Below are 25,028 nucleotides of genomic sequence, written 5' to 3'. Positions count from 1 at the left end.
AATGCAAACTCCAAATCAATCAACAGAGAATAACTACAAGTTTGCTCCCGTTTCAAATAAATCTCTAACTGGCGATAAAATTGTTAGACCATCGCTCAATTATTGGCAGGACGCTTGGAGACGACTTAAGAAAAATAGACTGGCTATGGCTGGCTTAATTATATTAGTTGCTTTAATCGTGTTTGCGATTATTGTTCCTTTTGTTTCAAGCTACGATTATCAGACTCAAAACTTAAAAGTAAAAAATGTGCCTCCAAGCGGAGAACATTGGTTTGGTACTGACGACTTCGGCCGCGATTTATGGACTCGCGTATGGTGGGGGACACGTATCTCATTATTCATTGGGATTATCGCAGCTATCATTGATTTGGTTATTGGTGTTATTTATGGCGGTATTTCTGCCTACTATGGCGGGAAAGTTGATGAAGTGATGCAGCGTACGATTGAAATCGTATATGCGATTCCTTTCTTGCTAATCGCCATTCTACTCATTATGGTTATCGGTTCTGGTATTCCATCTATTATTTTGGCTATGGCCATAACAGGTTGGGTTCCAATGGCACGTTTGGTGCGTGGTCAAATGCTGACGTTGAAAGAGCAAGAGTTCGTGCTTGCCTCTCGTACACTTGGTGCATCACCAATGAGAATTATTATGCGCAGCTTGATTCCTAATGCGTTAGGTATCATCATCGTGCAAATTACGTTTGTTGTTCCAGCTGCTATCTTTACGGAAGCGTTCCTTAGCTTCATTGGTCTTGGTGTTAAGCCGCCGCTCGCATCGCTGGGTAACTTGCTATCTGACGGCGCCAACTATATCCGGTTATATCCGCATCGCCTTATTTTCCCGACTATTATTTTCAGCTTGATTCTTTTAAGCTTCAATTTACTCGGCGATGGGCTTCGTGATGCGCTTGATCCAAAAATGCGCAAGTAAGAAGGGGTGAATAATGATGAGCACCAATAACAATTTACTTGAAGTAAAAGATTTGAGAGTTTCTTTCCGGACGTATGCAGGAGAAGTTCAAGCTGTTCGCGGCGTATCTTTTTCTTTGAAAAAAGGTGAAGTGTTGGCGATTGTAGGTGAATCCGGTTGCGGTAAATCCGTTACGGCACAAACGCTCATGCGTTTAATTCCTACTCCGCCTAGTTATATAAAAAGCGGTTCTATCATGTTTGACGGGAAATTGGATATTACCAAGCTTTCCAACAGACAAATGGAGAAAATTCGTGGATCCGAAATGGGTATGATTTTCCAGGATCCGATGACTTCATTGAATCCGACGATGAAAGTCGGCGATCAAATTACTGAAGGTTTGATCAAACATGAAGGTTTGAGCAAAAAGGCTGCAACAGAGAAAGCGATTGAAATTCTTAAGCTTGTAGGCATTAACTCTCCAGAGGGCCGTATTCATCAATATCCGCATGAGCTCTCCGGTGGTATGCGTCAGCGTGTTATGATTGCTATCGCACTTGCTTGTTCGCCTAAACTGCTTATCGCGGATGAGCCAACAACGGCTCTTGATGTGACGATCCAAGCGCAAATCATTGATTTGATGAAGACGATCTCTGTTAAAACGGACTCATCTATTATCTTAATTACACATGACCTTGGTGTTGTAGCTGATATGGCTCAACGTGTTGTCGTTATGTACGCTGGGAAAATTATTGAACAAGGCACAGTAGATGAAATTTTCTACGAGCCGCAGCATCCATATACATGGGGCTTGCTTCGTTCAGTGCCGCGTTTGGATACGAATAGCAATGAAGAGCTTGTGCCGATTCCGGGTACGCCTCCAGATCTATTCGCACCTCCAAAAGGGTGTGCATTTGCAGCTAGATGTCCATATGCTATGAATCATTGTTTGGAAGAAGATCCAGAGCATACTTCGATTTCTGAGACACACAGTGCCGCTTGCTGGCTGTTGCACCCAGATGCACCGAAGGTTGAACGTCCTGTAGGAGTGGGAGGTCATCAACATGTCTAAATCTAATCAACCTATCTTACAAATTCGTAACATGAAGAAGCATTTTAATCTTGGCAACGGTAAAATATTGAAAGCTGTTGACAATTTCTCCATAGAAATTAACCGCGGTGAAACATTTGGTCTCGTAGGGGAATCCGGATGCGGGAAATCGACTGCGGGTAGAACGATTATCAAGCTTTATGATGCAACAGAAGGCGAAGTTATTTTCGACGGTGAAGATGTTCATAAGTTGAAGGGCAAGAAGCTGAAAGATTTTAATCGGAATATGCAAATGGTATTCCAAGATCCTTACGCTTCCTTGAACCCTCGTATGACGGTTGGAAATATCATTGCTGAAGGTATTGATATTCATGGTTTGTACAAAGGCGCTAAACGTAAAGAGCGCGTGATGGAATTGCTTCGTGCCGTTGGTTTGAACGATGAGCATGCCAATCGTTTCCCGCATGAGTTTTCCGGCGGTCAGCGTCAACGTATCGGGATTGCCCGTGCACTTGCGATTGAGCCGAAATTTATTATTGCGGATGAACCGATCTCTGCATTGGACGTTTCCGTACAGGCTCAAGTTGTCAACCTGTTTAAGAGATTGCAGAAGGAAATGGGCTTGACTTACTTGTTTATCGCGCATGATTTGGCGATGGTTAAGCATATTTCCGATCGTATCGGCGTTATGTACCTTGGTAACCTCGTTGAGGTGACGACGTCAGACGCACTTTACGCGAAGCCGCTTCATCCTTACACACAATCGCTGCTTTCTGCAATTCCGATCCCAGATCCGGAAATTGAGCGTACACGTGAGCGCATTATTCTACAAGGTGATGTACCAAGTCCGCTTAATCCGCCTAGCGGATGTCCGTTCCGTACACGCTGTCCGCAAGCAATGCCGCAGTGTGCGGAATCGATGCCGCCATCCAAAGAAGTGGAACCAAATCACTTCGTAGCTTGTCATTTGTATTAAAATTGTCCAGCCGCCCCCGCAGGGGGCGGCTTTTTAATGTCCAATTGTAATTATTAAAAATACAGTTTTGACGATTGCTGACCTTACGTGTACAATCAAAGAATAGTCGTTTTATTTGGTATGAAGAGGAGACACTAGTCGCGTATGCAAATGGAAACTTTTCATTGGAAGAAAAATCAGAAGTTAGCGGAAGATTACATAGCTCAAACGGATAAAGCTAAAGCTTTGTATCCTTACCACTTTGGAAACTTGGAAGACTGGCAGTCCCGAGTGCAATGGTTAGATGAACCAAAGACCTCACTCCAAGTTGATCGAGGGCGCTTAGTTCAAGTTTTGCAGCAATATAATAAGAGAATAGGAAATGCACGGGCTGCATTTGACCAAATCTCAGCATTGGCTGATAAGAATGCACTTGCCATTGTGGGTGGCCAGCAAGCCGGATTGTTCGGCGGATCGCTGCTTGTTTTGTACAAAGCCATAACCATTGTTCAATTGGCGCGTGAGTGGAGCGGGAAATTACAACGCCCAGTTGTGCCGATCTTTTGGATTGCTGGTGAGGATCATGATTTCGATGAAGTGAACCATACGTATACGCTATCGAATGCTCAGCATATTGAGAAAATCAAGGTTGATCATCCGACAGGGCGCCGCACATCCGTTAGTAGGCTGCCTATTGAACCTGAAGCATGGAAAGAGGCCTTGACGGCGTTAGATCAATCTCTAATGGATACAGAGTTTAAAGCTTCTCTAATTGCTAAGCTGGAGGGAACAACAGAGGATGGAGCGACATTATCTGAAGCTTTTGCTCGCTGGATGGCTATCCTCTTTGGCGAATACGGGCTTGTCCTCATTGATTCCGATGAACCTTCCCTACGAGCTTTGGAAGCGCCCATGTTTGAGAAGTTGATCCTTGAGAATGAAGCATTCTCTGGATCGTTACAGAAGAGTCAGGATGCTGCCTGGCAAGCAGGATATGAGAGTCAAGCTGAAATAAGCAAAGACGGAGCTAATTTGTTTGTATTTGCAGATGGACAGCGGTTGCTGTTGCATCGTGAAGGTGAACGATTTACAGATAAGAAGCAGGACAATTGCTATACTAGACAGCAGCTTCAAGATTTAGCATTAACAATGCCTGAGAATTTGAGCAACAACGTGATGTCGCGGCCTCTGATGCAGGAATTTTTATTCCCTGTTCTGGCAACTGTGTTAGGACCGGGTGAGATTGCTTACTGGTCGCTGACGAAGCATGCTTTTGAACAGTTTGGCATGAAAATGCCGATCATAGCACCGCGAATGGAGTTTACTTTGATCGAGGGTACGGTTCAGAAGCAAATGAACAAATATGGTTTTACATTTGAAGACGTGCTTGAGCGCTTTGAGCACAAGAGGCAAGAATGGCTGGATGCGCAAGATACATTGCAATTGAATGAGCGCTTCGATGCCGTAAAATCGGATTTCAGTGTGAACTACGCGCCGCTTGTGAATTCTCTAGCCGCGATCAATCCCGGGGTTAAAAAGCTGGGAGAAACGAATCTGGAGAAAATCTTGGAGCAAATCGAATATTTGCGTAATAAAGCAGGAGAAGCATATAAGGCGCAATTCGATGCAGCGTTGCGACAATTAGAACGCATAAGACTAACGATAGTACCGTTCGCCAAGCCGCAAGAAAGAGTGTATAATGGGTGTGCTTATATGAATCGGTATGGGAATGAATGGCTCCGAGATTTACTTGAGACACCAATTCCTGTGGATGGTTTGCATCGAATTTATTATTTATAGGAGGAAACTAACATGTCGACTGTAGAAAAAAGTATTGTGGCAGATATAACATTAGCACCTGAAGGTCATTTGAAAATTGATTGGGTCCAGGCGCATATGCCTGTTTTGAATCGTATTCGTGAGCAATTTGAGAAGGAACAGCCTTTTAAAGGATTGAAAGTCGCTATTTCCTTACATTTAGAAGCGAAAACAGCCTATTTAGCAAAAGTAGTAAAAGCTGGTGGAGCTGAAGTAACGATTACGGGAAGCAATCCGCTATCTACACAAGATGACGTTTGTGCAGCGCTTGTTGAGGACGGTATTACCGTTTTTGCGAAGTACAATCCGAGTCCGGAAGAATACAAAGAGCTGCTAATTAAAGCGCTCGAAACGAAGCCTGACCTGATCATTGATGATGGGGGCGATTTGGTTTCTATTCTTCATTCCGAACGTAAAGATTTGGCTGTACAAGTTCGCGGCGGAGCTGAAGAAACAACAACTGGTATTCTTCGTCTGAAAGCGATGGAGAAAGAAGGAAAGCTTGAATTCCCGATGGTCGCGGTTAACGATGCCTTCTGTAAATACTTGTTCGATAATCGTTATGGAACAGGTCAATCCGTTTGGGATGGCATCAACCGTACAACTAACTTGGTTGTAGCTGGTAAAACTGTTGTTGTTGTCGGTTATGGCTGGTGTGGTAAAGGTGTGGCCATGCGTGCAAAAGGTTTGGGTGCGAATGTCATTGTAACCGAAATTGATGCAATTAAAGGTGTCGAGGCCTACATGGATGGCTTTGCTGTAATGCCAATGCTGGAAGCGGCGAAACTGGGAGATTTCTTCGTAACGGTTACGGGTAATCGTGATGTAATTCGTGGAGAGCACTACAAAGTAATGAAAGATGGCGCGATTCTATCGAATGCAGGCCACTTTGACGTTGAAGTAAACAAACCGGAACTTGAAGCAATGTCTTCTTCCAAGCGTACAGTAAGACGTAATATTGAAGAATACCAACTGACGGACGGTCGTAAAGTATACATTCTTGCTGAGGGACGTTTGGTTAACTTAGCTGCAGGCGACGGTCATCCGGCTGAAATTATGGATATGACATTTGCGCTGCAAGCTATGTCACTTAAATATGTAAATGATGAGTACAAGAAATTAGGCAAAACGGTTGTTAATGTACCTTATGTGCTGGATGAGCAAGTAGCTCGCTTCAAGTTGGAATCCCTTGGAACTAGCATTGACTCGTTGACAGAAGAGCAGAAGATGTACCTGGACAGCTGGGCGGAGCATTAAGATTTTTTGGAGCTTTGGAGAGCTTTCAAAAGCTCTGGAGAACCTTTCAGACCACTTTGGAGTGGGCTGAGAGGTTTTCTTTTTTTTGTGTAAGGGCAACAAAGGATTGGCTAAGGTTATTTTATCAGCAATTATTTGCTGAAGTGACTCGGAGACTTGCAACCTTTCCAACATAACCCCCGTTTATAGGGTGTATAACCTATATTTGGTAGCGAGGGGATGACAAGATGGGGGTCTTAAAAAGCGAAGGGAATTGTAGGCTCGTGCAGAGCAGCATTTCGGCTAACAAAACAAAGAGGTATAGATTTGATCGGGAGAAAATTTCTTTCCTGCTAGCAACATGTATACTAGTGATTAGTCTACTATCAGGCTGCAGTTCTTCAAAAAGTGACTCCTCGGCAGCATCATCAAAAGAAATGAAAATGGCTGCGACGAACGAAGCAGTAAAGTCAGATTCGGCACTGTCAGTTGACGCTAAACCAGCAGCTCCCGCTGCTGCAGCTGCTGGAGGAAAAACAAGCAACGCAGATGCCTTGACCAAGTCAAAAGACGGAGCCGCTGAGCAAGCGCCTTCTGACGTAAAAAATGCACCGATCACGGTCATGCCAGCAACGGGAAGCGATGAAGCAGCGGGATTTAATCGTAAGTTAATCTACCGAGCTAACTTGGTCATGCCTGTAGATGACTACAGCAAGGCTCAGACGGCCCTCCGCGACCTGATAGCGCTTAGCGGGGCTTACATTCTGCAGTTTTCGGAAAATGCGAATACGGGGGAACGAGGCGGGACATATACGATCAAAGTCGCAGCAAATGGGTTTGTCTCCTTGCTAGATGGCCTTGAGAAGATGAGTCCATCGCTGCAAAGGAATGTACAGGGGCAGGACGTCACAGAGGAGTATGTGGATCTTAATTCACGCCTCAAAGCAAAACAAATGGTTGAAACAAGATTATTGGGCTTTATGGAGAAGGCTTCAAAAACGGATGAGCTGCTTGCTTTCTCAAACGAGCTCTCCAAGGTACAAGAAGCGATTGAACAGATAAAGGGTCGAATAAGGTATTTAGATCAAAATGTCTCATTCTCGACGATTGAGCTTCGTATGTACCAGCAAACGGGAAATAAGCCGCTGCTATCTGATCCTAATAAGCTAACATTAGAGGAACGCATTCAAAAAGCATGGAATTCTAGCCTAAATGTACTAGTTGCTGTCATGCAAGGTATTCTCGTTTTCCTGGCAGCTGCATTCCCGATTCTCGTTATTGGCCTGTTGATTGGTGTACCGATCTGGGTATTCAGGCGCAAAAGAAATAAACAACTGCAAGAAATGCGATTACAGCTCAAAGATCAAAATGCTTCTTTAAACGCACTTGAAGATGAGAAACAAGGAACAAAAGACGCAGAATAGACCTAAAATTGAAAATAATTTTGAAAATCCTGCTCTCAAAGCAGGATTTCTTTTATTTTTAGCGAATATTGATTCAAATGTGGTGGAAAGTGGTACAAAGTGGAGGAAAAGGGGGCGCCATGCTATGTTCATGGGTGAATATCAACATAGCATCGACGAGAAAGGCCGAATGATCATCCCGGCTAAGTTTCGCGAAGCCCTCGGCGACTCATTTGTCATCACCCGCGGTCTCGATCAGTGCTTATTCGTTTATCCGCAATCGGAATGGGCGATACTCGAGCAAAAGCTCAAAGCACTGCCGTTAATGAAATCAGATGCGCGTGCCTTCACCCGGTTCTTCTTCTCCGGTGCTACGGAGTGTGACCTTGATAAACAAGGCAGAGCGAACATTCCAGGTAACCTTGTGGACCATGCCAAACTTGAAAAGGATTGTGTGGTTATCGGTGTTTCCAACCGAGTTGAGATTTGGAGTAAACAAATTTGGGAAAGCTATGCCAATGAATCCGAACAGTCATTCAATGAAATAGCTGAGAAACTCGTCGATTTTAATTTTGATTTATAGAGGTTTACGTAGAAAGCTTTGCTAAAGCAAAGCTCTTAGGAGGACACCAAGTGTTTCATCATGTGACGGTACTTAAGGAAGAATCTGTTGAGGGTTTACATATAAAGCCGGATGGCGTTTACGTGGATTGTACGATGGGCGGAGCAGGGCATAGTTCCCTGATTGCTTCTAAGTTAGGTCCTAATGGCTTGCTGATTGCTTTAGATCAGGATGAAGTCGCTCTAACGAATGCTCAAACTGTGCTAGCGCCTTACCTGGATCGCGTAAAAATCGTAAAAAGCAATTTCAGAGAGCTGGAGCAGGTGCTCCTGAATGAGCCTAGAGCACTTCGTGATGGCAAGCCACAGGTGGATGGGATTCTCTTCGATCTTGGCGTGTCATCTCCTCAGCTTGATGAGGGGGATCGCGGTTTCAGCTACAACCATGATGCAGAGCTCGACATGAGGATGGATCGTTCGAAGGCATTAACTGCCAAAACGATCGTTAATGAGTGGCCTGCTGACCAAATCGCACGAATTTTGTTCGAATATGGCGAAGAGAAGTTTTCCAGGCGGATCGCAGGCGTCATTGTAGAAGCACGGACCAAACAGCACATTGAAACCACAGGTGAGCTGGTCGAGCTGATCAAAGAAGGTATTCCCGCTGCAGCGAGAAGGACCGGCGGTCATCCAGCGAAGCGAAGCTTCCAAGCGCTGCGTATCGCGGTGAACGATGAGTTAGGAGCTTTTGAAGAAGCACTGGAGCAATCACTCCGTTGTCTTGCCCCTCAAGGCAGAGTTGCTGTCATTACCTTCCATTCACTGGAAGATCGCATATGCAAACAGTTTTTTGTGAAAAACGTTGAAAAATGCACCTGTCCTTCGGATCTTCCATATTGCGTTTGCGAGAAGACCGGAGTTGTAAAATTAGTAACACGAAAACCAATTGTACCAAGTGAACATGAGCTTGAAGTCAATCAAAGAGCAAGATCCGCGAAGCTGCGAATCGCTGAAAAGCTTTGACACAAAGGAGGAAATAAAATATGCCATCTTACATCCAAGGCAATTTGGCTCTCGATCCAAAACGTTCGGCTCCAGCACCTAAAGTGAAGATTAAAGAAACAACAAAGGTTGTTTATCGCAATAAAACGTTACCGACACAAGAGAAAATGCTATATTTATTCACAGTAATCCTTTGTGTCATTGTGGCGGGTGTTATTATCTGGCGTTACGCGGCTATTTATCAGATGAATGCTAATATTTTGAAAATGCAAAGTGATATTCGTGAAATGCAAGCTCAGAACAGTGCTTTGAAGCAAGAAGTAGAGAAACTGCAAAGTCCTGAACGCATGAAGGGTGAGGCTGTACGGCTTGGGTTTAATTTAGGAGATGAAAAGAAAGTAAGTTTGGTCACTCCAGAGAAAACAAAATCAAATACAAGCAGTAGTAAAAATAATAAAGTAGTTTCTAAACCGTAATGGGCAGGTATTCCATATGACAAAAAAAATTAAGCTGCGATCTTTGCTAATTGGAGGGTTCTTCACCCTTCTTTTTGTTGTCCTCATTTCTAAAGTCTATTGGATTCAAGTGGTAGAAGCTTCATGGTTGCTAGGGGAGGCCGAGAAGAAATGGGAAACAGATAAGGTGATAGCCCCTGTTAGAGGAAGTATCCTGGACAGAAATAACAAAGTACTAGCCGTTGAAGCAACGTCGTATACCATTGCACTTAATCCCAAAATGATTGATGGCTATCATATCGCTGAGAATGTTACGCAGGGATTAGCGGAAATTTTGAAAGAGTCGGATGTAACGAAGCCTACGCTTGTCAATAAAATCCGTGAGCGGGCAACGAAAATGAAGCCGGATGGGTCGGATTTTGCTGTCTATACAGAGATTAGAAATGAAGGTTGGAAGATTGAGAAAGAGAAAGCAGATCAAGTTCGTGCGTTAATTTCAGAGCTTCAAACAAAACTCAAGTTAAACGCAAAAGCTAACGTAGGAATTAATATTTTAGAAGACAAGAAACGCTATTATCCAGGTGAAACGCTAGCCTCTCACATTCTAGGGTATACGAATAAAGAAGGCGAAGCTGCGCTAGGATTAGAACTTAAATTAGACCAAACCCTTAAGGGTGTTCCTGGGATGTTAAGCTATGAGAAGGATGGAAAGGGTGTTGAACTTCCTGATTCCAAGATCAATTTCAAGCCAGCACAAGACGGGAACAATGTGCGACTCACCATTGATAAAAACATTCAGTTTTATTTGGAAAACGCGCTCGCCAAAGTAAATGACAAGTGGCACCCGAAGAGCCTGACGGCGATTGCAGTTGACCCACAAACGATGGAAATTCTGGGTATGGCCAATACGCCTACCTTTAACCCCAATACATATTGGACGATTAAAGATCAAAGTGACTTCAAAAACAATGCGGTAGCCTCTCGCTACGAGCCTGGCTCTACGTTTAAGATAGTGACGTTAGCTGCTGCAGTAGAAGAAGGTCTTTTTAATCCGAATGAAATGTACCAGTCCGGTAGTATTAAGGTTGAAGATAGAGAGCTTCATGACCATAATCGTGTTGGGTGGGGGAAAATATCTTTCTTAGATGGTCTTAAGCGCTCTAGTAATGTAGCCTTCGTTAAATTGGGTTACGAGAAACTGACTCCGCCTAAGCTGACAGATTACATTAAGAAATTTGGGTTCGATCAAAAAACGAATATTGATATGCCGAATGAAGTTTCCGGTTTAATCGATATGAAATATCCATCTGAGTTTGCAACGGCAACGTATGGTCAAGGAAAGGTCGTTGTTACAGCCATTCAACAAACAGCCGCTTATGCTGCGATGGCCAACGGTGGCAAATTGATGTGGCCTCACATTGTTAAGGATATTGTCGATCCGAAAACAGGGAAAACCATTCAATCTTTTGCGCCGCAAGTCGTTAGGCAAGTCGTAAGTGAAAAGACAGCCAGTCAGGTGACTGGATATTTAGAACAAGTTGTATCAGATCAAGAGATTGGTACAGGTAAGCTTGCCTTTATGGAAGACTACCGTGTTGCAGGAAAGACAGGAACAGCTAACTTAGTCCTTCCCGGTGAAAAGACCTATTCCACGGATTCGTGGGTTATTTCCTTTATTGGGTACGCTCCTGTTGAAAATCCTCGTATCTTAGTTACGCTAATCGCTGATCAACCTGATCTTGGCGGTAACTATCACTTAGGAGGGCAGGTATTAGCTCCTGCTTTTAAAGAAATTGTTGGTGAATCGCTGCAATATATGGGCGTAGCTTCGAATAAGCAAACTAAAATGGTGCCGAAAGAAGCGAATAAGCTAACTGTGCCTAATTTTACAGATGTGACAGCAGAAAGCGCCAAGGCTACTGCAAAAGAGAGCGGTTTGTCACTTGAGGTTTTCGGTAAGGGAGCCAAGGTTGTTGATCAATTTCCGAAAGCAGGTACAGAAATCTTATCTACACAACGAATATATGTGGCGATGCAAACTGTTGACGAAATGCCGCTGCCTAACTTGGTTGGTAGATCACTTCGAGATGCCGTTGAAGCCTGCTCCTTCTTTAAAGTAGATTGCCAAACTTCCGGTGAAGGATATGTCTCGGATCAGGCCACTACGGGGGAAGGCGAGGGAAGAAGTGTGACGTTGCAGCTTAAACCACTAAGTGATAAATCTTCAACTGCAAGTTCATCAACACCTACACCAACGCCAACGCCAACGTCGAATACGAAAACAGAAGCACAGCGGTCTACGGCCAAAAAGACGCCTTAATGGAGAGCTTGTTCTAACTCCTGTTTGTCCCGAATAGTCATGTTAGGAATGATCTTGACTTATTGGGAAGGGAGACTGAACGTTCATGCGTGTTTCTAACGTTACCGTTCGTCGCAGATTGTTTACTGCGCTTATCATTGGCACTGTCATCTTTACAGCACTTATTCTCCGTCTTGCTTATGTCCAGCTATGGATTGGACAAGACTTGGCGAATAAAGCAGAGGATAGTTGGCGGAGAAAAATAGACTTTGCGCCCAAGAGAGGCGAAATTCAAGATCGCAATGGGATTACAATGACATACAGTATGAGTACTCCTACGATAGTGGCTATTCCTGTTCAAATTCAAGACGCTCGAAGTACTGCGGCCAAACTTGCCGAAGTGCTGCAAGGGAACGAAGATGACATTTATAAACAGATTACAAAGAAAACATCCCAAAACGATATCAAGCCTTCTGGACGCAAAATAACGATTGAAAAAGCGCAGGAAGTACGAAATCTAAATCTTCCTGGTATTGTAGTAGCAGAAGATAACAAACGATATTATCCTTTTGGCTCGTTAGCTGCCCATATTCTTGGTTTTGCTGGATTAGATAAAGGGTTGACAGGCATTGAGGCAAAATATAACAGCCAATTAACGGGAATAGCCGGAAGCATATCTTATATGACTGATGCAGCAGGAAGAACGTTGGAAGGGACAACGGATACTTATACGAAGCCAAAAGACGGCCTCAATATGAAGCTGACAATTGACAGTCACTTGCAATCGGTGCTTGAAAGAGAATTGGATCAGGCTATGGTACAGTATAAGGCGCAAAATGTTATTGCCATCATGATGGATCCTAATAATGGAGAAATCCTTGCTATGGGGAGCAGGCCTACGTATGAACCAGGCAATTATAAGGATTTTCCGGCTGAAACCTATAACAGGAACTTACCGATTTGGAAAACGTATGAGCCGGGATCTACTTTCAAAATTATTACGCTAGCTGCAGCGTTAGAGGAAAAAAAGGTTGATTTAAAAAATGAACAATTTTACGATCCCGGATTTATTGAGGTCGGAGGAGCTAGACTCCGCTGTTGGAAACGCGGAGGTCATGGCAGTGAAACGATGCTGCAAGTCGTCCAAAACTCCTGTAACCCCGGATTCGTCGTTATGGGACAGCGTCTAGGCAAGGAAAAGTTGTTTGATTACATTTCAAAGTTTGGCTTTGGGAAAAAGACGGGAATTGACCTCGGCGGCGAAGAAAATGGGATTATGTTTAAGCCGTCTCAGGTGGGTCCTGTTGAGCTGGCGACGACGGCATTCGGTCAAGGGGTGTCGGTCACTCCGATCCAGCAAATTACTGCTGTCTCTGCGGCTATTAACGGAGGAAGACTTTTTAAGCCGTATGTGGCAAAATCGTTTACGAATCCGGATACGGGTGAAGTTGTTGATGTTGTAGAGCCCGAGCTTGTGCGCAATGTCGTCTCGGAGGAGACATCGAAGCAAGTACGCGAAGCGCTTGAAAGCGTAGTTGCCAAAGGCACAGGGCGCAATGCGTTTATCGACGGGTATCGCGTAGGTGGGAAGACGGGGACAGCGCAGAAGGTCATTAACGGACGTTATTCGCCGGATGAGCATATTGTTTCCTTCATTGGCTTCGCGCCAGCCGATAATCCGAAGATTGTCATCTATGCAGCTGTAGATGATCCTCAAGGGATTCAATTCGGAGGTCTGATTGCAGCACCGCTTGTGAAGAATATGATGGCTGATGCTTTGCGGTATATGAAAGTCGAACCGGATAAGAACCAGCTTGATAAAGAGTATCGCTATGGTGAAATACCGGTTGTTGAGGTGCCGGACTTGGTTGGAGCCTCCGTTGATGATATATTAGAAGATCTGAACATGAATTTTAGGCTGGCTAAGTCGGGCAGTGGTAAATATGTAATCAGTCAAGCGCCGAAACCGGGTTCACGTGTAGATCAAGGCTCTACAATACGCATTTTTCTCTCGAATAATGCGCCGCCGCAGTAATCTGGTTTGGACGGCCCGAAAAAAGATTTGCAAGTAAGACATGTTTAGCTTTTCCATAGGCATAAAATTGTCAATAATAGGTAGCAAAAACGTTAAGGAGAGGGTTGCTCATGAAACTTCAGGAGCTTGCTTCCGCACTGCTCATTACCCACATACATGGAGATGCTGAAACAGAGATTACTGGGATTGAAGCAGACTCTCGTAAAATAAAAGCAGGGGATTTGTTTCTATGCATCCCAGGACTGACAGCAGATGGTCACGATTATGCCCCAAAAGCGATTGCGCTTGGGGCTTCTGCGCTTGTAACGGAAAGAGTACTTGACTTATCAATTCCCCAGCTTGTTGTGAAAGATGCGAGATATGCAATGGCAGCTTTATCAGCCCATTTCTATGGCTACCCCAGCAAAGAACTGAAATTAATTGGGATTACGGGTACGAATGGCAAAACGACATCGACCTATTTAATCGAGAAAATATTGCGGGATCAAGGCTTCACGACGGGACTTATGGGAACGATTCAAATGAAAATCGGCGATACCTATACAGAAATGGAGCGCACAACGCAAGAAGCTGTTGATTTACAGCGCAGTTTCCGCCAAATGTGTGAACAAAAGACGGATTACTGCATTATGGAAGTGTCCAGCCATGCTTTGGAATTAGGTCGAGTGAAGGGCATTCATTTCCGTTCGGGTATTTTTACGAATTTAACGCAAGATCATTTGGATTATCACAAAACGATGGATGCTTACGCAGGTGCAAAAGGTTTGCTCTTCTCTAGATTGGGGAATGGTTTCTCAGCTGATCTCAAAGAGCGTCAGTATGCTATTTTAAATGCGGATGACGCTGCTTCCCATACGTTCAGTAAGCTGACAGCGGCGCAAATTATTACATATGGGATAGAGAACGAATGTGATGTAAGGGCGACAAAGATTCGAATTACGGCTCAAGGCACGGAATTTCAGCTTATTTCCTTTGCGGGAGAGGCTTTTTTCAGAATGAAATTAGTTGGTAAATTTAACGTGTACAATGCGCTCGGGTCCATTGCAGCGGCACTGGCTGAAGGGATTCCCCTTGAAGCGATCCGGAATAGTTTAGAAGATATTTCGGTCGTAGATGGGCGCATGGAGGTTGTGAATGAGGGACAGGATTACTTAGTCTTGGTTGATTATGCTCATACCCCAGATGGACTAGAGAATGCCCTGTCAACTGTACGTGACTTTGCAGAAGGTAAGGTAATTACTGTGTTTGGCTGCGGTGGTGACCGTGATCGAACGAAACGCCCTCTTATGGGTAAGGTTACGGCCAAGTATAGTGATTATTTATATGTGACTTCAGATAATCCGCGTACGGAGAATCCAGATGCCATTCTGGATGATATCGTTCCTGGTCTAAAAGAGGTTAATTTCCCAAAGGAACAGTATGAATTAATCGTGGATCGCAAAAAAGCGATACAAAAGGCTATTGAAGGGGCAGGCCCTAAAGATGTAATATTGATAGCGGGAAAAGGCCACGAAACGTATCAGGATGTCATGGGGGTCAAGCATGATTTCGATGATCGATTGGTGGCTAAGGCTGCGATAAGGGGGAGAGGACGATGATAGAGCGCACGTTGGAACAAATGACAGACATGCTAGGCGTTGAAAGTGTGCTGGTGACCTCAACGTCAGCGGATAGGGATATTTCAATAATGGGTATATCTACCGACACACGTACAATACGACCAGGAAGTTTGTTTGTGCCGCTGATCGGGGATCATTTCGATGGTCACGCTTATGCCTCAGATGCTTACAGCAAGGGTGCTGCGGCTGCCTTATGGCAAGATGACCATCCTCACCCCCCAGAAGGCATGCCTATCATTCGCGTCAAGGATACGCTAACAGCTCTGCAGCAGTTGGCTAAATCTTATCGCAAGCAGCTGCCGGTTCGCATTATTGGCATTACGGGGAGTAATGGCAAAACGACGACTAAAGATTTAGTTGCCGCCGTTTTGGGCAGTACGTTTCAAGTGCATAAAACAAGGGGAAACCTGAATAATCATATTGGTTTACCTCTCACGCTGCTCGAGCTTGAGGAGACCACGCAATTCGCCGTGGTCGAGATGGGGATGAGTGGACGTGGTGAGATCGAACTGCTATCCCATCTGGCTGAGCCGGAAGCATCGATCATTACGATGATCGGCGAATCGCACATGCTTCAGCTGGGCTCGCGGGAAGAAATAGCTCGGGCTAAGGCCGAGATTGTTAGCGGAATGCCCAGCGGTGGGCTGTTCGTCTACAACGGCGACGAACCGCTGATTGAACAGGCCCTCGCGGAGCGAGGCCTGCCAGAGGGGCTGCGCCGTATCCGCTTCGGCAGCGGCGCGGGCAATGATCTGTTCCCGACCGACATCCGGATGGATGCGGACGGGGCGCACTTCCAGATCAATTCACCGGTGTACCCGGAATTGTTCATTCCCTTGCTTGGCACGCATAATGTAATTAATGCGTTAGCAGCCATTGCCATCGGCGAGGCCTTCGGCGTCTCGCCTGAGGGAATTGCAGCGGGACTTCGCTCGCTGCAGATGACTAGCATGCGCATCGAGAAGCTGACAGCAGCCTCAGGGCTGACTGTGCTTAACGATGCGTATAACGCCAGCCCGGCATCCATGCGGGCAGCGATCGATTTGACCGAGCAGCTGAGCGGCTTCGGTCGCAAGTTCCTCGTGCTCGGCGACATGCTGGAGCTTGGCGAGCACGAAGAGGAGTTCCATCGCGGCATAGGCCGGATGCTCTCTCCGGAACGTGTAGACTATGTCTTCACGTTCGGCCGTCTTGGCCGTTTGATCGCGGATGAAGCGGCTCAGCAATTCCCGAAGGCGTGTGTACGCGCCTTCGATGACAAAGAGCAGCTCGCGGCAGAGCTCGGGGCTGAGGTTCGAGCCGATGACCTTGTGCTCGTAAAAGGCTCGCGCGGCATGCGTCTCGAGCATGTGGTTAATGCCTTACTAGCCTAGATAGCGGTTGTATTTAATTATAAGATGAAACAGTAGATCGTTTTCGAAAGACGAAAACGAGCAGGGGGAACCAACGTGGAAAACGCAATTTTATTAACGATGGGCGTAGCCTTTGTGCTTGCGCTTATTATGGGACCGCTTTTTATACCCATTTTGCGGCGTATGAAATTCGGACAACAAATTCGTGAGGATGGCCCGCAAGGGCATCTGAAAAAACAAGGGACACCGACGATGGGCGGGGTCATTATTTTACTCGCGCTGGCCCTTGCTACGCTTCGTTTTGCCGATAAAAATACGGATCTTCTAATCCTGTTAATAGCCTCATTAGGCTATGGATTAGTTGGCTTTCTCGACGATTATATCAAAATTATTTTCAAGCGATCACTTGGTCTTACAGCGAAACAAAAACTGTTCGGTCAGCTCTTGATCTCCGCCATTGTTTGTTACCTGCTTGTGATGCAAGGACACAGCACGGACTTATATATTCCATTTGTGGCTTTCCACTTCAATCCAGGCTGGTTGTACTTTCCGTTAATGGCCATTCTGATGTTGGGTGCATCGAATGCGGTGAATTTTACAGATGGTCTTGATGGACTGCTTGCAGGGACAAGTGCCATTGCATTTGGTGCTTACACGGTTATTGCTATGAATAATACGCAGCCGGAAGCGGCTATTTTTTCGGCAGCCATGGTTGGGGCCGTACTCGGTTTTCTCGTTTTTAATGCGCATCCAGCCAAAGTATTTATGGGTGACACAGGATCGCTCGGGATTGGAGGCGGCCTTGTGGCTGTTGCCATTTTGACCAAGGCTGAGCTGCTGCTTGCGATTGTTGGCGGTGTGTTCTTGGTTGAAATTCTTTCTGTTGTGATCCAAGTTGTTTCTTTCAAGACGAGAGGCAAGCGTGTTTTCAAAATGAGTCCGATCCATCATCACTTCGAATTGGTTGGCTGGTCGGAATGGCGTGTTGTTATCACATTCTGGGTCGTAGGTCTCGTGCTTGCTGTACTCGGATTATATATGAATGAGGTGTTGTAGAGCATGATGCATCCGCGGGATTATCGTGGACTTGAAGTGATTATTTTGGGCTTGGCTCGCAGCGGAGTCGCTGCGGCTAAGCTTTTTCATCAAAAAGGAGCCTTGGTCACGGTCAACGACAAAAAAGAGCGAAGCGCATGCCCTGAAGCCGACGAACTTACGGCTCTGGGTATTTCTGTTGTATGCGGCTTTCATCCGGAGTCCTTGGTGCATGCGGGTGTTTCTCTCGTTGTGAAGAACCCAGGAATTCCCTATACGATAGAGCCGATTCGCAAAGCACAAGAGCTCGGAATTGAAGTCGTGACAGAGGTTGAGGTTGCTTATCAATTCTGTGAAGCTCCAATTATTGGTATAACGGGCTCGAATGGCAAGACCACGACGACAACATTGATTGGTTTAATGCTGGACGCAGCTGGTTTATCTCCCGTTGTAGCGGGTAATATCGGGCGCGCATTAACCGAGGCTGCGCCTGAAGTTACAGCTGATAACTGGATGGTTGTTGAGCTTAGCAGCTTTCAACTGAAAGGAACGACTTCGTTCCGACCAACGATTGCCCTTTTGTTAAATGTGTACGAAACACATTTGGATTATCATGGTTCAATGGATGACTATATCGCTTCGAAAGCTAAAATATTTGCGAATCAAACCGAAGAAGATACGGCAATCCTGAATTGGGACGATGAGGTCTGCCAGTCATTAATTCCTAGTCTGAAGGCTAAGCTGTTCCCTTTTTCTATGAAAGAAAAGCTCGCTTTTGGCGTCTACTTCAATGTAGAGACTGAGGTCATTGTTTATGCAAATGAACTAGGCCAAGTGAAGCCGATAATGCCGGCAAGTGAAATGGGGATCCCAGGCAGCTTTAACGTCGAGAACGCGTTAGCAGCGGCGGCAGCAGCCATTACCGCTGGTGTTCAGCTGGATGCCATAGCAGATGTGCTCAGAAGCTTCCAAGGCGTAGAACACCGTCTGGAGCTCGTTAGAGAGTTGAAGGATGTGACCTTCTATAACAATTCCAAAGCGACGAATGCAGCGGCCTCGATAAAGTCGATTGAGGCGTTCAACCAGCGTGTTGTTCTGATTGCAGGAGGTTTGGATCGCGGGTCAGATTATTTGGAACTTCTGCCTACTTTTCGTGAGCGGATTAAAGGTATCGTTACTTTAGGTCAAACGAAAGAGAAAATTACGCATATTGCCGAGATGGCAGGGATTAGCCGCATTCAAACCGTCGATACTGCTAAGGATGCAGCGGACGCGGTGGCACAAGCCGTTCAGCTAGCCTGGCAAATGAGTGAACCTGGAGATATTGTTCTACTTTCACCTGCTTGTGCAAGCTGGGATATGTTCCCCTCCTATGAGGACAGGGGACGCATGTTTAAGGAGTCCGTGCATAACCTTTAAATAGGGCTTATCCACATATGCTGTTTGGTTGGCGATATTGTCGCTGCTTGCTGATATGTATCATGGATGACGCCCACAACACACGAAGAGGTGTCTGTTATGGGTAAAGCACGGTCCGCTCCTGACATTTGGATTATTGTTCCAACCTTGTTGCTTTTGACAATTGGCGTTATTATGGTTTACAGTGCTAGCAGTGTTCTTGCATTTCGCGAATTTGGCGACTCCCTTTACTACTTGAAACGTCAATTTATATTTGCTGTTTTAGGTGTTATCGCCATGTTTTTTACGATGAATGTTGATTATTTAGTTTGGAAAAGGTTTGCCCGAGTAGCGCTTTTTGTTTGCTTTGCCATGTTGATTATCGTTCTGATTCCCGGCATCGGGGTTGTTCGCGGTGGGGCAAGAAGCTGGTTAGGTATTGGTGCCTTCGGTATTCAGCCGTCCGAATTTATGAAAATTGGGATGATTCTCTTTCTCTCCAACTTGTTATCCGAAAACCAAGCGAAAATAACCTTATTCAGAAAAGGATTATTGCCACCGCTTGGCATTATGGGCTTAGCGTTCGGTCTCATTATGCTGCAGCCTGACCTTGGAACAGGTGCTGTTCTCGTCGGAGCTTCGCTGCTCATCATCTATACATCGGGGGCGAGATTGCTTCATCTCTCGTATCTAGGTATGATAGGGGTTGCGGGTTTTATCGGACTCGTCATTGCCGCCCCATACCGTTTGAAGCGAATTACAGCATTCTTGGATCCGTGGCAGGATCCGTTAGGTGCAGGTTATCAGTCGATTCAATCGCTCTATGCGATTGGACCGGGAGGTCTTGTAGGGCTTGGTCTTGGTATGAGCCGTCAGAAGTACAGCTATTTGCCAGAGCCGCAAACGGACTTCATTTTCTCCATTATTGCTGAGGAACTTGGATTTATCGGCGGTACGCTTGTGCTGCTGCTCTTCACGATTCTTGTATGGCGCGGAATGCGGGCAGCTATTACTGCACCAGATACGTTTGCCAGTTTGATCGCTGTAGGCATTATCGGCATGATTGCCGTTCAAGTCATTATTAATATTGGTGTTGTTATTGGGATGTTCCCGGTAACCGGCATTACTTTGCCATTCATAAGTGCAGGAGGGTCTTCATTGACGCTTATGCTGACATCGGTCGGCATCCTGCTCAATATATCCCGCTATTCGAGGTGACAGGGGAATGAAAACGATTGTCTTTACCGGAGGAGGCTCCGCAGGACATGTTACACCTAACATAGCGCTGATGCATAAGCTTGCGCAGTTAGGTTGGGAAATTAAATACATAGGTTCGGCTACGGGCATCGAGAAAGACATCATTGAACGCGAAGGGGTACCTTTTTATTCGATTTCGTCTGGAAAATTACGTCGATATTTTGATCTGAAAAATTTCAAAGACCCTTTCAAAGTGATGAAAGGTGTCTATGAGTCTTATAGATTGCTCCGTCGTTTGAAGCCCGCCATCGTCTTTTCGAAGGGCGGGTTCGTTTCCGTCCCGGTCGTTCTTGCCAGTCGGTTGAATAAAATTCCGGTGATTATTCATGAGTCGGATATAACCCCAGGGCTTGCGAACAAAATTTCAATTCCTTTTGCAACCAAGGTCTGCGTTACCTTTCCGGAGTCCTTGCAGCATGTTCAAAGAGACAAGGCTGAGCTGACAGGTTTACCGATACGTGAACACATTCTCAGTGGTAAAGCGTCACGCGCTTACCAGCTTTGTGATTTTCATTCGCAAAAACCGGTCATTTTGGTGATGGGCGGCAGCCTAGGCTCACAAGTGATTAACCAAGCTGTCAGAGGCAACCTGGAGCAATTACTTGCTCAATTTCAGATCGTACATCTATGCGGGAAAGGCAATATTGCGTCAGAGCTTGCTAATACCCGGGGGTATAAACAATTCGAGTATTTGAATGAAGAGCTCCCCGATATTTTGGCAATGACAGAGCTTGTTATTTCAAGAGCCGGTGCCACATCTATCTATGAATTTTTAGTCATGGAAAAGCCAATGCTGCTTATTCCTTTATCGCTGCAGGCAAGTCGAGGAGACCAGATTCTAAATGCGGAGTCCTTTCAGAAAGCTGGCTACGCGGACGTTATACAAGAAGAAGCCTTAACAGCCGATACGCTCGTAGAGCGTGTGGAAGCTCTTCATACGAATCGAGAGACCTACAAGGCAGCGATGCAATCGCGAAAAGAAAGCGATGCGGTTGCATCAATCGTAAAACTGATTGAAACTTATAGCTTATCGCCTTGATTTTGCTAAACCGAATAGGCGATTGTCACACTCTATCCGATTTTACATAAACTACACTATAACCGTGACAGACACCTAAGGCTTAATATGGCGCCAAACAACGAAGACCGGCCATCTTCGACTCGGTCCGTATTATGAAATTATGAAGCTTGAAGCTGCTTTTCAAGATAATTTCGCCCTACGTTCTGTGAAGGAGGTTTTCCCATGCAACAGTTAATATCCGACTTACAGGCAGCAAATATTGGCGAGATTCGAACGAATGAACGACTAGCCCCTTATACGACATGGAAAATCGGCGGTCCGGCTGATTGCCTCGTTATCCCCCAAACGAAAGAGCAGGTAGCTGCTGTCATCCGATTTCTATATGAACGCGGTGTTCCATGGACGGTCATCGGTAGAGGTTCTAACCTGCTTGTAAGTGATAAAGGCATTAGAGGGGTCGTTATTAAACTTGGCAATGCGTTAGAAACGCTTCGCTTTGATGGTGCGATGGTCTACGCAGGTGGTTCCTATTCGTTCATTAAATTGTCCGTACTAGCGGCCAAAGAGGGTTTAACCGGACTGGAGTTTGCTTCTGGCATTCCCGGTTCTGTGGGAGGCGCCGTCTACATGAATGCAGGGGCTCATGGGTCCGATGTGTCACGCATACTCAAGCAGGCTGAAGTCATCCTGGACACAGGGGAATTGGTCACGATGCAGGCGGAGGATTTGCAGTATGCCTATCGACATTCCATTCTGCAAACATTGCCTGGCATTGTAACGGAAGCTGTCTTTGAATTACAGGTTGGAGAGCGCAAAGAAATAGCGGGAGCCATGGCGGCTTACCGGGATCGGCGCCTCCGCACGCAACCGCTTCAATTAGCTTGCGCTGGGAGTGTATTTCGCAACCCCGAAGGGGGATTCGCAGCTAAGCTCATCGAAGAAGCTGGCCTGAAAGGCAAACGTGTCGGTGGAGCTGAAATCTCTAAGCTTCACGCCAATTTCATTGTTAATACTGGAGATGCTACAGCCGAGGACGTTCTCACTCTCATAGGCGAGGTACAGCTAATCGTACAGAAACAGTACGGCATATCGCTAGTACCGGAAGTTCTGGTGATGGGTGAGAGGTAAATCGGAGGTGGAACTTTGGAGAAGCTCGTTATCGAAGGTGGAAGACCTCTTACGGGAGCCATCCAGATACACGGCGCGAAAAACGCCGCATTACCAATTTTAGCAGCCTGCATCCTGGCTAGCGGCACTCATACCTTGCATAATGTTCCTAATTTGCTCGATATTGACACCATGCTGCGCATTCTTCGCGCGCTGGGCTGTCGTGCTGAGCAGCAAGGGGATACAGTATCCATTACAACATCCACAGCTCATTCCTCTCATATCCCAGAAGAATTGATGGGGCAGATGCGTTCTTCCATCTTTCTAATGGGTCCGCTACTCGCTAGATTCGGCAGTGTTACGGTCTATCAACCGGGTGGCTGCGCGATTGGTGAACGTAAAATCGATTTGCACCTTAAAGGTCTGCAGGCTCTAGGAGCCAACATTGAAGAATTCGCCAACAAAATTGTTTGTAAGGCAGATTCATTGCACGGCAGCGAGATTGTTCTAGACTTCCCAAGCGTTGGTGCAACAGAAAATATTATGATGGCTGCTGTTAAGGCAGAGGGCATCACAACGATTTACAATGCTGCCCGTGAGCCTGAGATTCAGGATTTGCAAAACTTCCTGAATGCGATGGGCGCCGATATCATTGGCGCAGGTACGGACACTATAACGATTCGCGGAGTGGAGTCATTGTCTCCTTGCGCATACCGCATCATACCCGATCGTATTGTAGCCGGAACATTCCTTGTTGCAGCAGCTGCGACGAAGGGAAATATAACCTTGGAAAAGGTGAACCCTGCTCATTTAACCTCGGTTATCCATGTCCTCAAGCGCGCAGGTGTTCAAATCATCACGGACGGTGATATAATACATGTAAGCTGTCCGACTAGACCGAAGCCGGTCGAACGAATTGTTACTTCACCGCATCCGTCCTTTCCAACGGATCTTCAATCGCAAGTCATGGTGCTGTTATCTCTAGCAGATGGACTGAGCGTAATGAAAGAAACGATATTCGAAGGTAGATTTAAACACGTTGATGAACTTTCCCGTATGGGAGCGGATATCCGTGTAGATATGAGTTCAGCCTTTATCCGAGGGGTTCCAAGGCTATATGGAGCTACAGTTGAAGCGACTGATTTGCGAGCCGGTGCAGCGCTTGTTATTGCCGGTCTGGCTGCGCATGGCACAACGATCGTTGAGCAAATTCATCATATTGATAGAGGCTATGATAGAATTGAACATATGCTTTCCATGCTGGGAGCCTCCGTGCATCGCCAATCACCCGTCCCAAGCGAGTAGAATGTTTGAATGACTTCCGCGGATCCCTTCCTGCTTGCAGGTGGGGATACACGGTTTTCATTTGTTTATCATACGAAAATAATAGGTGGTGCCCATCTTGTCAGAAGACCGCAAAGTACCCACTCTGCCTGTTCCTAAGCCGCGTGCGCGTACGAATCGGAAGCTGCTCATTTTCTTGTTCGTTTTTTTTATCACTGTTCTTATTATTTTGTTTTTTCAATCTTCCCTTAGCCGAATAAGTGCCATTGAGGTTGAAGGAAATGAACTCATGGCCTCAGAAGCAATTGGACAAGCTAGTCAAATTGCTATCGGAGATCGTTTCTTTGCAGTTAGCTCACAAGCTATCCAGCAGCGCATTGCCAAGATGCCTATGATCAAAACAGCTGTCGTGAAGAAGCATTTTCCAGGTATTATCCGTATTAATGTAGAAGAATTCCCGAAAGTGGCGTTCCAAATTGGAGCAGATGGTAAGAAGCAGGCCGTGCTTGCTGATGGTGCTGTCGTGCAGCTTTCTGCAGGAAGCATTCCCTTAGATATGCCAATTTTGACGGGGTGGACAGACGGCGATCCGAATAAGGCCGCACTTTGCAAAGTGCTGGGTGAAATTCCGGAGAGTGCGCTTTCTGACATATCCGAAATTAAACCGGACCCATCGGAACCATACCCTGACAAGATCAAACTGTACACAAGATCCCAATTTGAAGTGTATACAACCATTGCCTATTTACCTGAGAAAATTGACAATTTACCTGCTTATATAGCAAGCTTACAAGAAGATCATATTACAAGTGGTGTTATCAAAATGCTAGAAGTAGAATATCACGCTCCTTTCGAACCCAATGAAGATTCCAAAAATGAAGCGAACAATTCATCCGGTCAGAAAGCTGGGGGCAATTCCCCAAGTCCTACACCTGATTCGAACAAAGATGGGGGTAAGACAAGCCCGAAGGCGACTCCAAAAGCGACGCCCAAACCATCACCAAAGGAAACAGCGCGTCCTTCCTGACAAAAAAACGTTTAATGGGCTACTCAATCACTTAAAATAATGTTAAAATTAGATTTATGGTTAATTAGGTATCTATCAGTTCATTACATTGATTTAAGTATTTACTAGACAGGATCTATATCATTTTCTCATCATTAAGACTAGATATGTAAATGACTTTTTTTACTAGCAAAAAAAATGTAGAAAAAAGAGGGAATATG

At 45.6% G+C, this 25,028-nt stretch carries 20 protein-coding genes; all 20 read left to right on the top strand.

All coding sequences use genetic code 11. From position 1 onward, the window contains the following. Position 1 precedes the first annotated feature (1 nt). The 20 genes from ASG85_RS02325 to ASG85_RS02230 all read left to right on the top strand — a co-directional run bounded on the left by ASG85_RS02325 (position 2) and on the right by ASG85_RS02230 (position 24,828). Positions 2-934 (top strand): ABC transporter permease, encoded by a 933-nt coding sequence (locus ASG85_RS02325; protein WP_057303061.1) that lies wholly within the window; start codon positions 2-4, stop codon positions 932-934. Between the two features lie 13 nt (positions 935-947). After that, positions 948-1,985 (top strand): ABC transporter ATP-binding protein, encoded by a 1,038-nt coding sequence (locus ASG85_RS02320; protein ID WP_057303060.1) that lies wholly within the window; start codon positions 948-950, stop codon positions 1,983-1,985. Continuing rightward, positions 1,978-2,940, top strand: coding sequence for an ABC transporter ATP-binding protein (locus ASG85_RS02315; RefSeq protein WP_057303059.1), 963 nt, complete (start codon positions 1,978-1,980; stop codon positions 2,938-2,940). The genes ASG85_RS02320 and ASG85_RS02315 overlap by 8 nt, the downstream gene beginning before the upstream one ends. 144 nt (positions 2,941-3,084) lie before the next feature. Continuing rightward, the gene (gene bshC / locus ASG85_RS02310; RefSeq protein WP_060645254.1) at positions 3,085-4,719 is read left to right on the top strand and encodes a bacillithiol biosynthesis cysteine-adding enzyme BshC; all 1,635 of its coding nucleotides are present in this window, start codon (positions 3,085-3,087) and stop codon (positions 4,717-4,719) included. A gap of 12 nt (positions 4,720-4,731) precedes the next feature. After that, positions 4,732-5,994, top strand: a complete 1,263-nt coding sequence (locus ASG85_RS02305) for an adenosylhomocysteinase (RefSeq protein WP_060645253.1) — start codon at positions 4,732-4,734, stop codon at positions 5,992-5,994. 227 nt (positions 5,995-6,221) lie between these two features. Continuing rightward, the gene (locus ASG85_RS02300; protein ID WP_060645252.1) at positions 6,222-7,397 is read left to right on the top strand and encodes a DUF4349 domain-containing protein; all 1,176 of its coding nucleotides are present in this window, start codon (positions 6,222-6,224) and stop codon (positions 7,395-7,397) included. Between the two features lie 124 nt (positions 7,398-7,521). Next, positions 7,522-7,959 carry a division/cell wall cluster transcriptional repressor MraZ gene (gene mraZ, locus ASG85_RS02295; protein WP_029196525.1) on the top strand — a complete coding sequence of 146 codons (438 nt, stop codon included), beginning with the start codon at positions 7,522-7,524 and terminating at the stop codon, positions 7,957-7,959. Positions 7,960-8,009: 50 nt separating this feature from the next. After that, positions 8,010-8,960 carry a 16S rRNA (cytosine(1402)-N(4))-methyltransferase RsmH gene (gene rsmH, locus ASG85_RS02290; RefSeq protein ID WP_060645251.1) on the top strand — a complete coding sequence of 317 codons (951 nt, stop codon included), beginning with the start codon at positions 8,010-8,012 and terminating at the stop codon, positions 8,958-8,960. A 20-nt stretch (positions 8,961-8,980) separates the two neighbouring features. Next, positions 8,981-9,415, top strand: a complete 435-nt coding sequence (locus tag ASG85_RS02285; RefSeq protein ID WP_063860119.1) for a septum formation initiator family protein — start codon at positions 8,981-8,983, stop codon at positions 9,413-9,415. A 16-nt stretch (positions 9,416-9,431) separates the two neighbouring features. Continuing rightward, the gene (locus ASG85_RS02280) at positions 9,432-11,714 is read left to right on the top strand and encodes a penicillin-binding transpeptidase domain-containing protein (protein WP_063860118.1); all 2,283 of its coding nucleotides are present in this window, start codon (positions 9,432-9,434) and stop codon (positions 11,712-11,714) included. Between the two features lie 85 nt (positions 11,715-11,799). Continuing rightward, positions 11,800-13,728 (top strand): stage V sporulation protein D, encoded by a 1,929-nt coding sequence (locus tag ASG85_RS02275; protein WP_060645250.1) that lies wholly within the window; start codon positions 11,800-11,802, stop codon positions 13,726-13,728. A 110-nt stretch (positions 13,729-13,838) separates the two neighbouring features. Next, positions 13,839-15,326 (top strand): UDP-N-acetylmuramoyl-L-alanyl-D-glutamate--2,6-diaminopimelate ligase, encoded by a 1,488-nt coding sequence (locus ASG85_RS02270; RefSeq protein WP_060645249.1) that lies wholly within the window; start codon positions 13,839-13,841, stop codon positions 15,324-15,326. Next, positions 15,323-16,720, top strand: a complete 1,398-nt coding sequence (locus ASG85_RS02265; protein WP_060645248.1) for a UDP-N-acetylmuramoyl-tripeptide--D-alanyl-D-alanine ligase — start codon at positions 15,323-15,325, stop codon at positions 16,718-16,720. The genes ASG85_RS02270 and ASG85_RS02265 overlap by 4 nt, the downstream gene beginning before the upstream one ends. 99 nt (positions 16,721-16,819) lie before the next feature. Then, on the top strand, positions 16,820-17,755 hold the full coding sequence (gene mraY, locus ASG85_RS02260; protein ID WP_056833508.1) for a phospho-N-acetylmuramoyl-pentapeptide-transferase: 936 nt from the start codon (positions 16,820-16,822) through the stop codon (positions 17,753-17,755). A gap of 3 nt (positions 17,756-17,758) precedes the next feature. Continuing rightward, complete coding sequence (gene murD, locus ASG85_RS02255; RefSeq protein ID WP_060645247.1) at positions 17,759-19,153, top strand: UDP-N-acetylmuramoyl-L-alanine--D-glutamate ligase; 1,395 nt, start codon at positions 17,759-17,761, stop codon at positions 19,151-19,153. A 99-nt stretch (positions 19,154-19,252) separates the two neighbouring features. Then, positions 19,253-20,350: a stage V sporulation protein E gene (gene spoVE / locus ASG85_RS02250; protein ID WP_057303050.1), complete on the top strand. Its 1,098-nt coding sequence runs from the start codon at positions 19,253-19,255 to the stop codon at positions 20,348-20,350. A gap of 7 nt (positions 20,351-20,357) precedes the next feature. Next, entirely contained in the window at positions 20,358-21,428 is a 1,071-nt protein-coding gene (locus ASG85_RS02245; protein WP_060645246.1) for an undecaprenyldiphospho-muramoylpentapeptide beta-N-acetylglucosaminyltransferase, read from the top strand. A 204-nt stretch (positions 21,429-21,632) separates the two neighbouring features. Then, positions 21,633-22,538 carry a UDP-N-acetylmuramate dehydrogenase gene (gene murB, locus ASG85_RS02240; protein ID WP_057303048.1) on the top strand — a complete coding sequence of 302 codons (906 nt, stop codon included), beginning with the start codon at positions 21,633-21,635 and terminating at the stop codon, positions 22,536-22,538. Positions 22,539-22,553: 15 nt separating this feature from the next. After that, the gene (gene murA / locus ASG85_RS02235) at positions 22,554-23,822 is read left to right on the top strand and encodes a UDP-N-acetylglucosamine 1-carboxyvinyltransferase (RefSeq protein WP_057303047.1); all 1,269 of its coding nucleotides are present in this window, start codon (positions 22,554-22,556) and stop codon (positions 23,820-23,822) included. Between the two features lie 88 nt (positions 23,823-23,910). Continuing rightward, complete coding sequence (locus ASG85_RS02230) at positions 23,911-24,828, top strand: FtsQ-type POTRA domain-containing protein (RefSeq protein ID WP_082562156.1); 918 nt, start codon at positions 23,911-23,913, stop codon at positions 24,826-24,828. The last annotated feature ends 200 nt before the right edge of the window (positions 24,829-25,028 follow it).

Source organism: Paenibacillus sp. Soil724D2 (assembly GCF_001427935.1).
Classification (GTDB): Bacteria; Bacillota; Bacilli; order Paenibacillales; family NBRC-103111; genus Paenibacillus_E.
Note: the sequence above shows the minus strand (reverse complement) of the source record. Positions and strands in the feature narration are given on the sequence as shown.

Bases quoted from the DNA above. Each gene is read 5' to 3' on its own strand.
- murD (WP_060645247.1), top strand. From the start codon at position 17,759: ATGATGCATCCGCGGGATTATCGTGGACTTGAAGTGATTATTTTGGGC.
- ASG85_RS02305 (WP_060645253.1), top strand. From the start codon at position 4,732: ATGTCGACTGTAGAAAAAAGTATTGTGGCAGATATAACATTAGCACCT.
- murB (WP_057303048.1), top strand. From the start codon at position 21,633: ATGCAACAGTTAATATCCGACTTACAGGCAGCAAATATTGGCGAGATT.
- mraZ (WP_029196525.1), top strand. From the start codon at position 7,522: ATGTTCATGGGTGAATATCAACATAGCATCGACGAGAAAGGCCGAATG.
- bshC (WP_060645254.1), top strand. From the start codon at position 3,085: ATGCAAATGGAAACTTTTCATTGGAAGAAAAATCAGAAGTTAGCGGAA.
- ASG85_RS02315 (WP_057303059.1), top strand. From the start codon at position 1,978: ATGTCTAAATCTAATCAACCTATCTTACAAATTCGTAACATGAAGAAG.
- ASG85_RS02245 (WP_060645246.1), top strand. From the start codon at position 20,358: ATGAAAACGATTGTCTTTACCGGAGGAGGCTCCGCAGGACATGTTACA.
- ASG85_RS02275 (WP_060645250.1), top strand. From the start codon at position 11,800: ATGCGTGTTTCTAACGTTACCGTTCGTCGCAGATTGTTTACTGCGCTT.
- ASG85_RS02270 (WP_060645249.1), top strand. From the start codon at position 13,839: ATGAAACTTCAGGAGCTTGCTTCCGCACTGCTCATTACCCACATACAT.
- ASG85_RS02265 (WP_060645248.1), top strand. From the start codon at position 15,323: ATGATAGAGCGCACGTTGGAACAAATGACAGACATGCTAGGCGTTGAA.
- ASG85_RS02325 (WP_057303061.1), top strand. From the start codon at position 2: ATGCAAACTCCAAATCAATCAACAGAGAATAACTACAAGTTTGCTCCC.
- ASG85_RS02300 (WP_060645252.1), top strand. From the start codon at position 6,222: ATGGGGGTCTTAAAAAGCGAAGGGAATTGTAGGCTCGTGCAGAGCAGC.
- ASG85_RS02320 (WP_057303060.1), top strand. From the start codon at position 948: ATGATGAGCACCAATAACAATTTACTTGAAGTAAAAGATTTGAGAGTT.
- ASG85_RS02285 (WP_063860119.1), top strand. From the start codon at position 8,981: ATGCCATCTTACATCCAAGGCAATTTGGCTCTCGATCCAAAACGTTCG.
- ASG85_RS02280 (WP_063860118.1), top strand. From the start codon at position 9,432: ATGACAAAAAAAATTAAGCTGCGATCTTTGCTAATTGGAGGGTTCTTC.
- spoVE (WP_057303050.1), top strand. From the start codon at position 19,253: ATGGGTAAAGCACGGTCCGCTCCTGACATTTGGATTATTGTTCCAACC.
- mraY (WP_056833508.1), top strand. From the start codon at position 16,820: ATGGGCGTAGCCTTTGTGCTTGCGCTTATTATGGGACCGCTTTTTATA.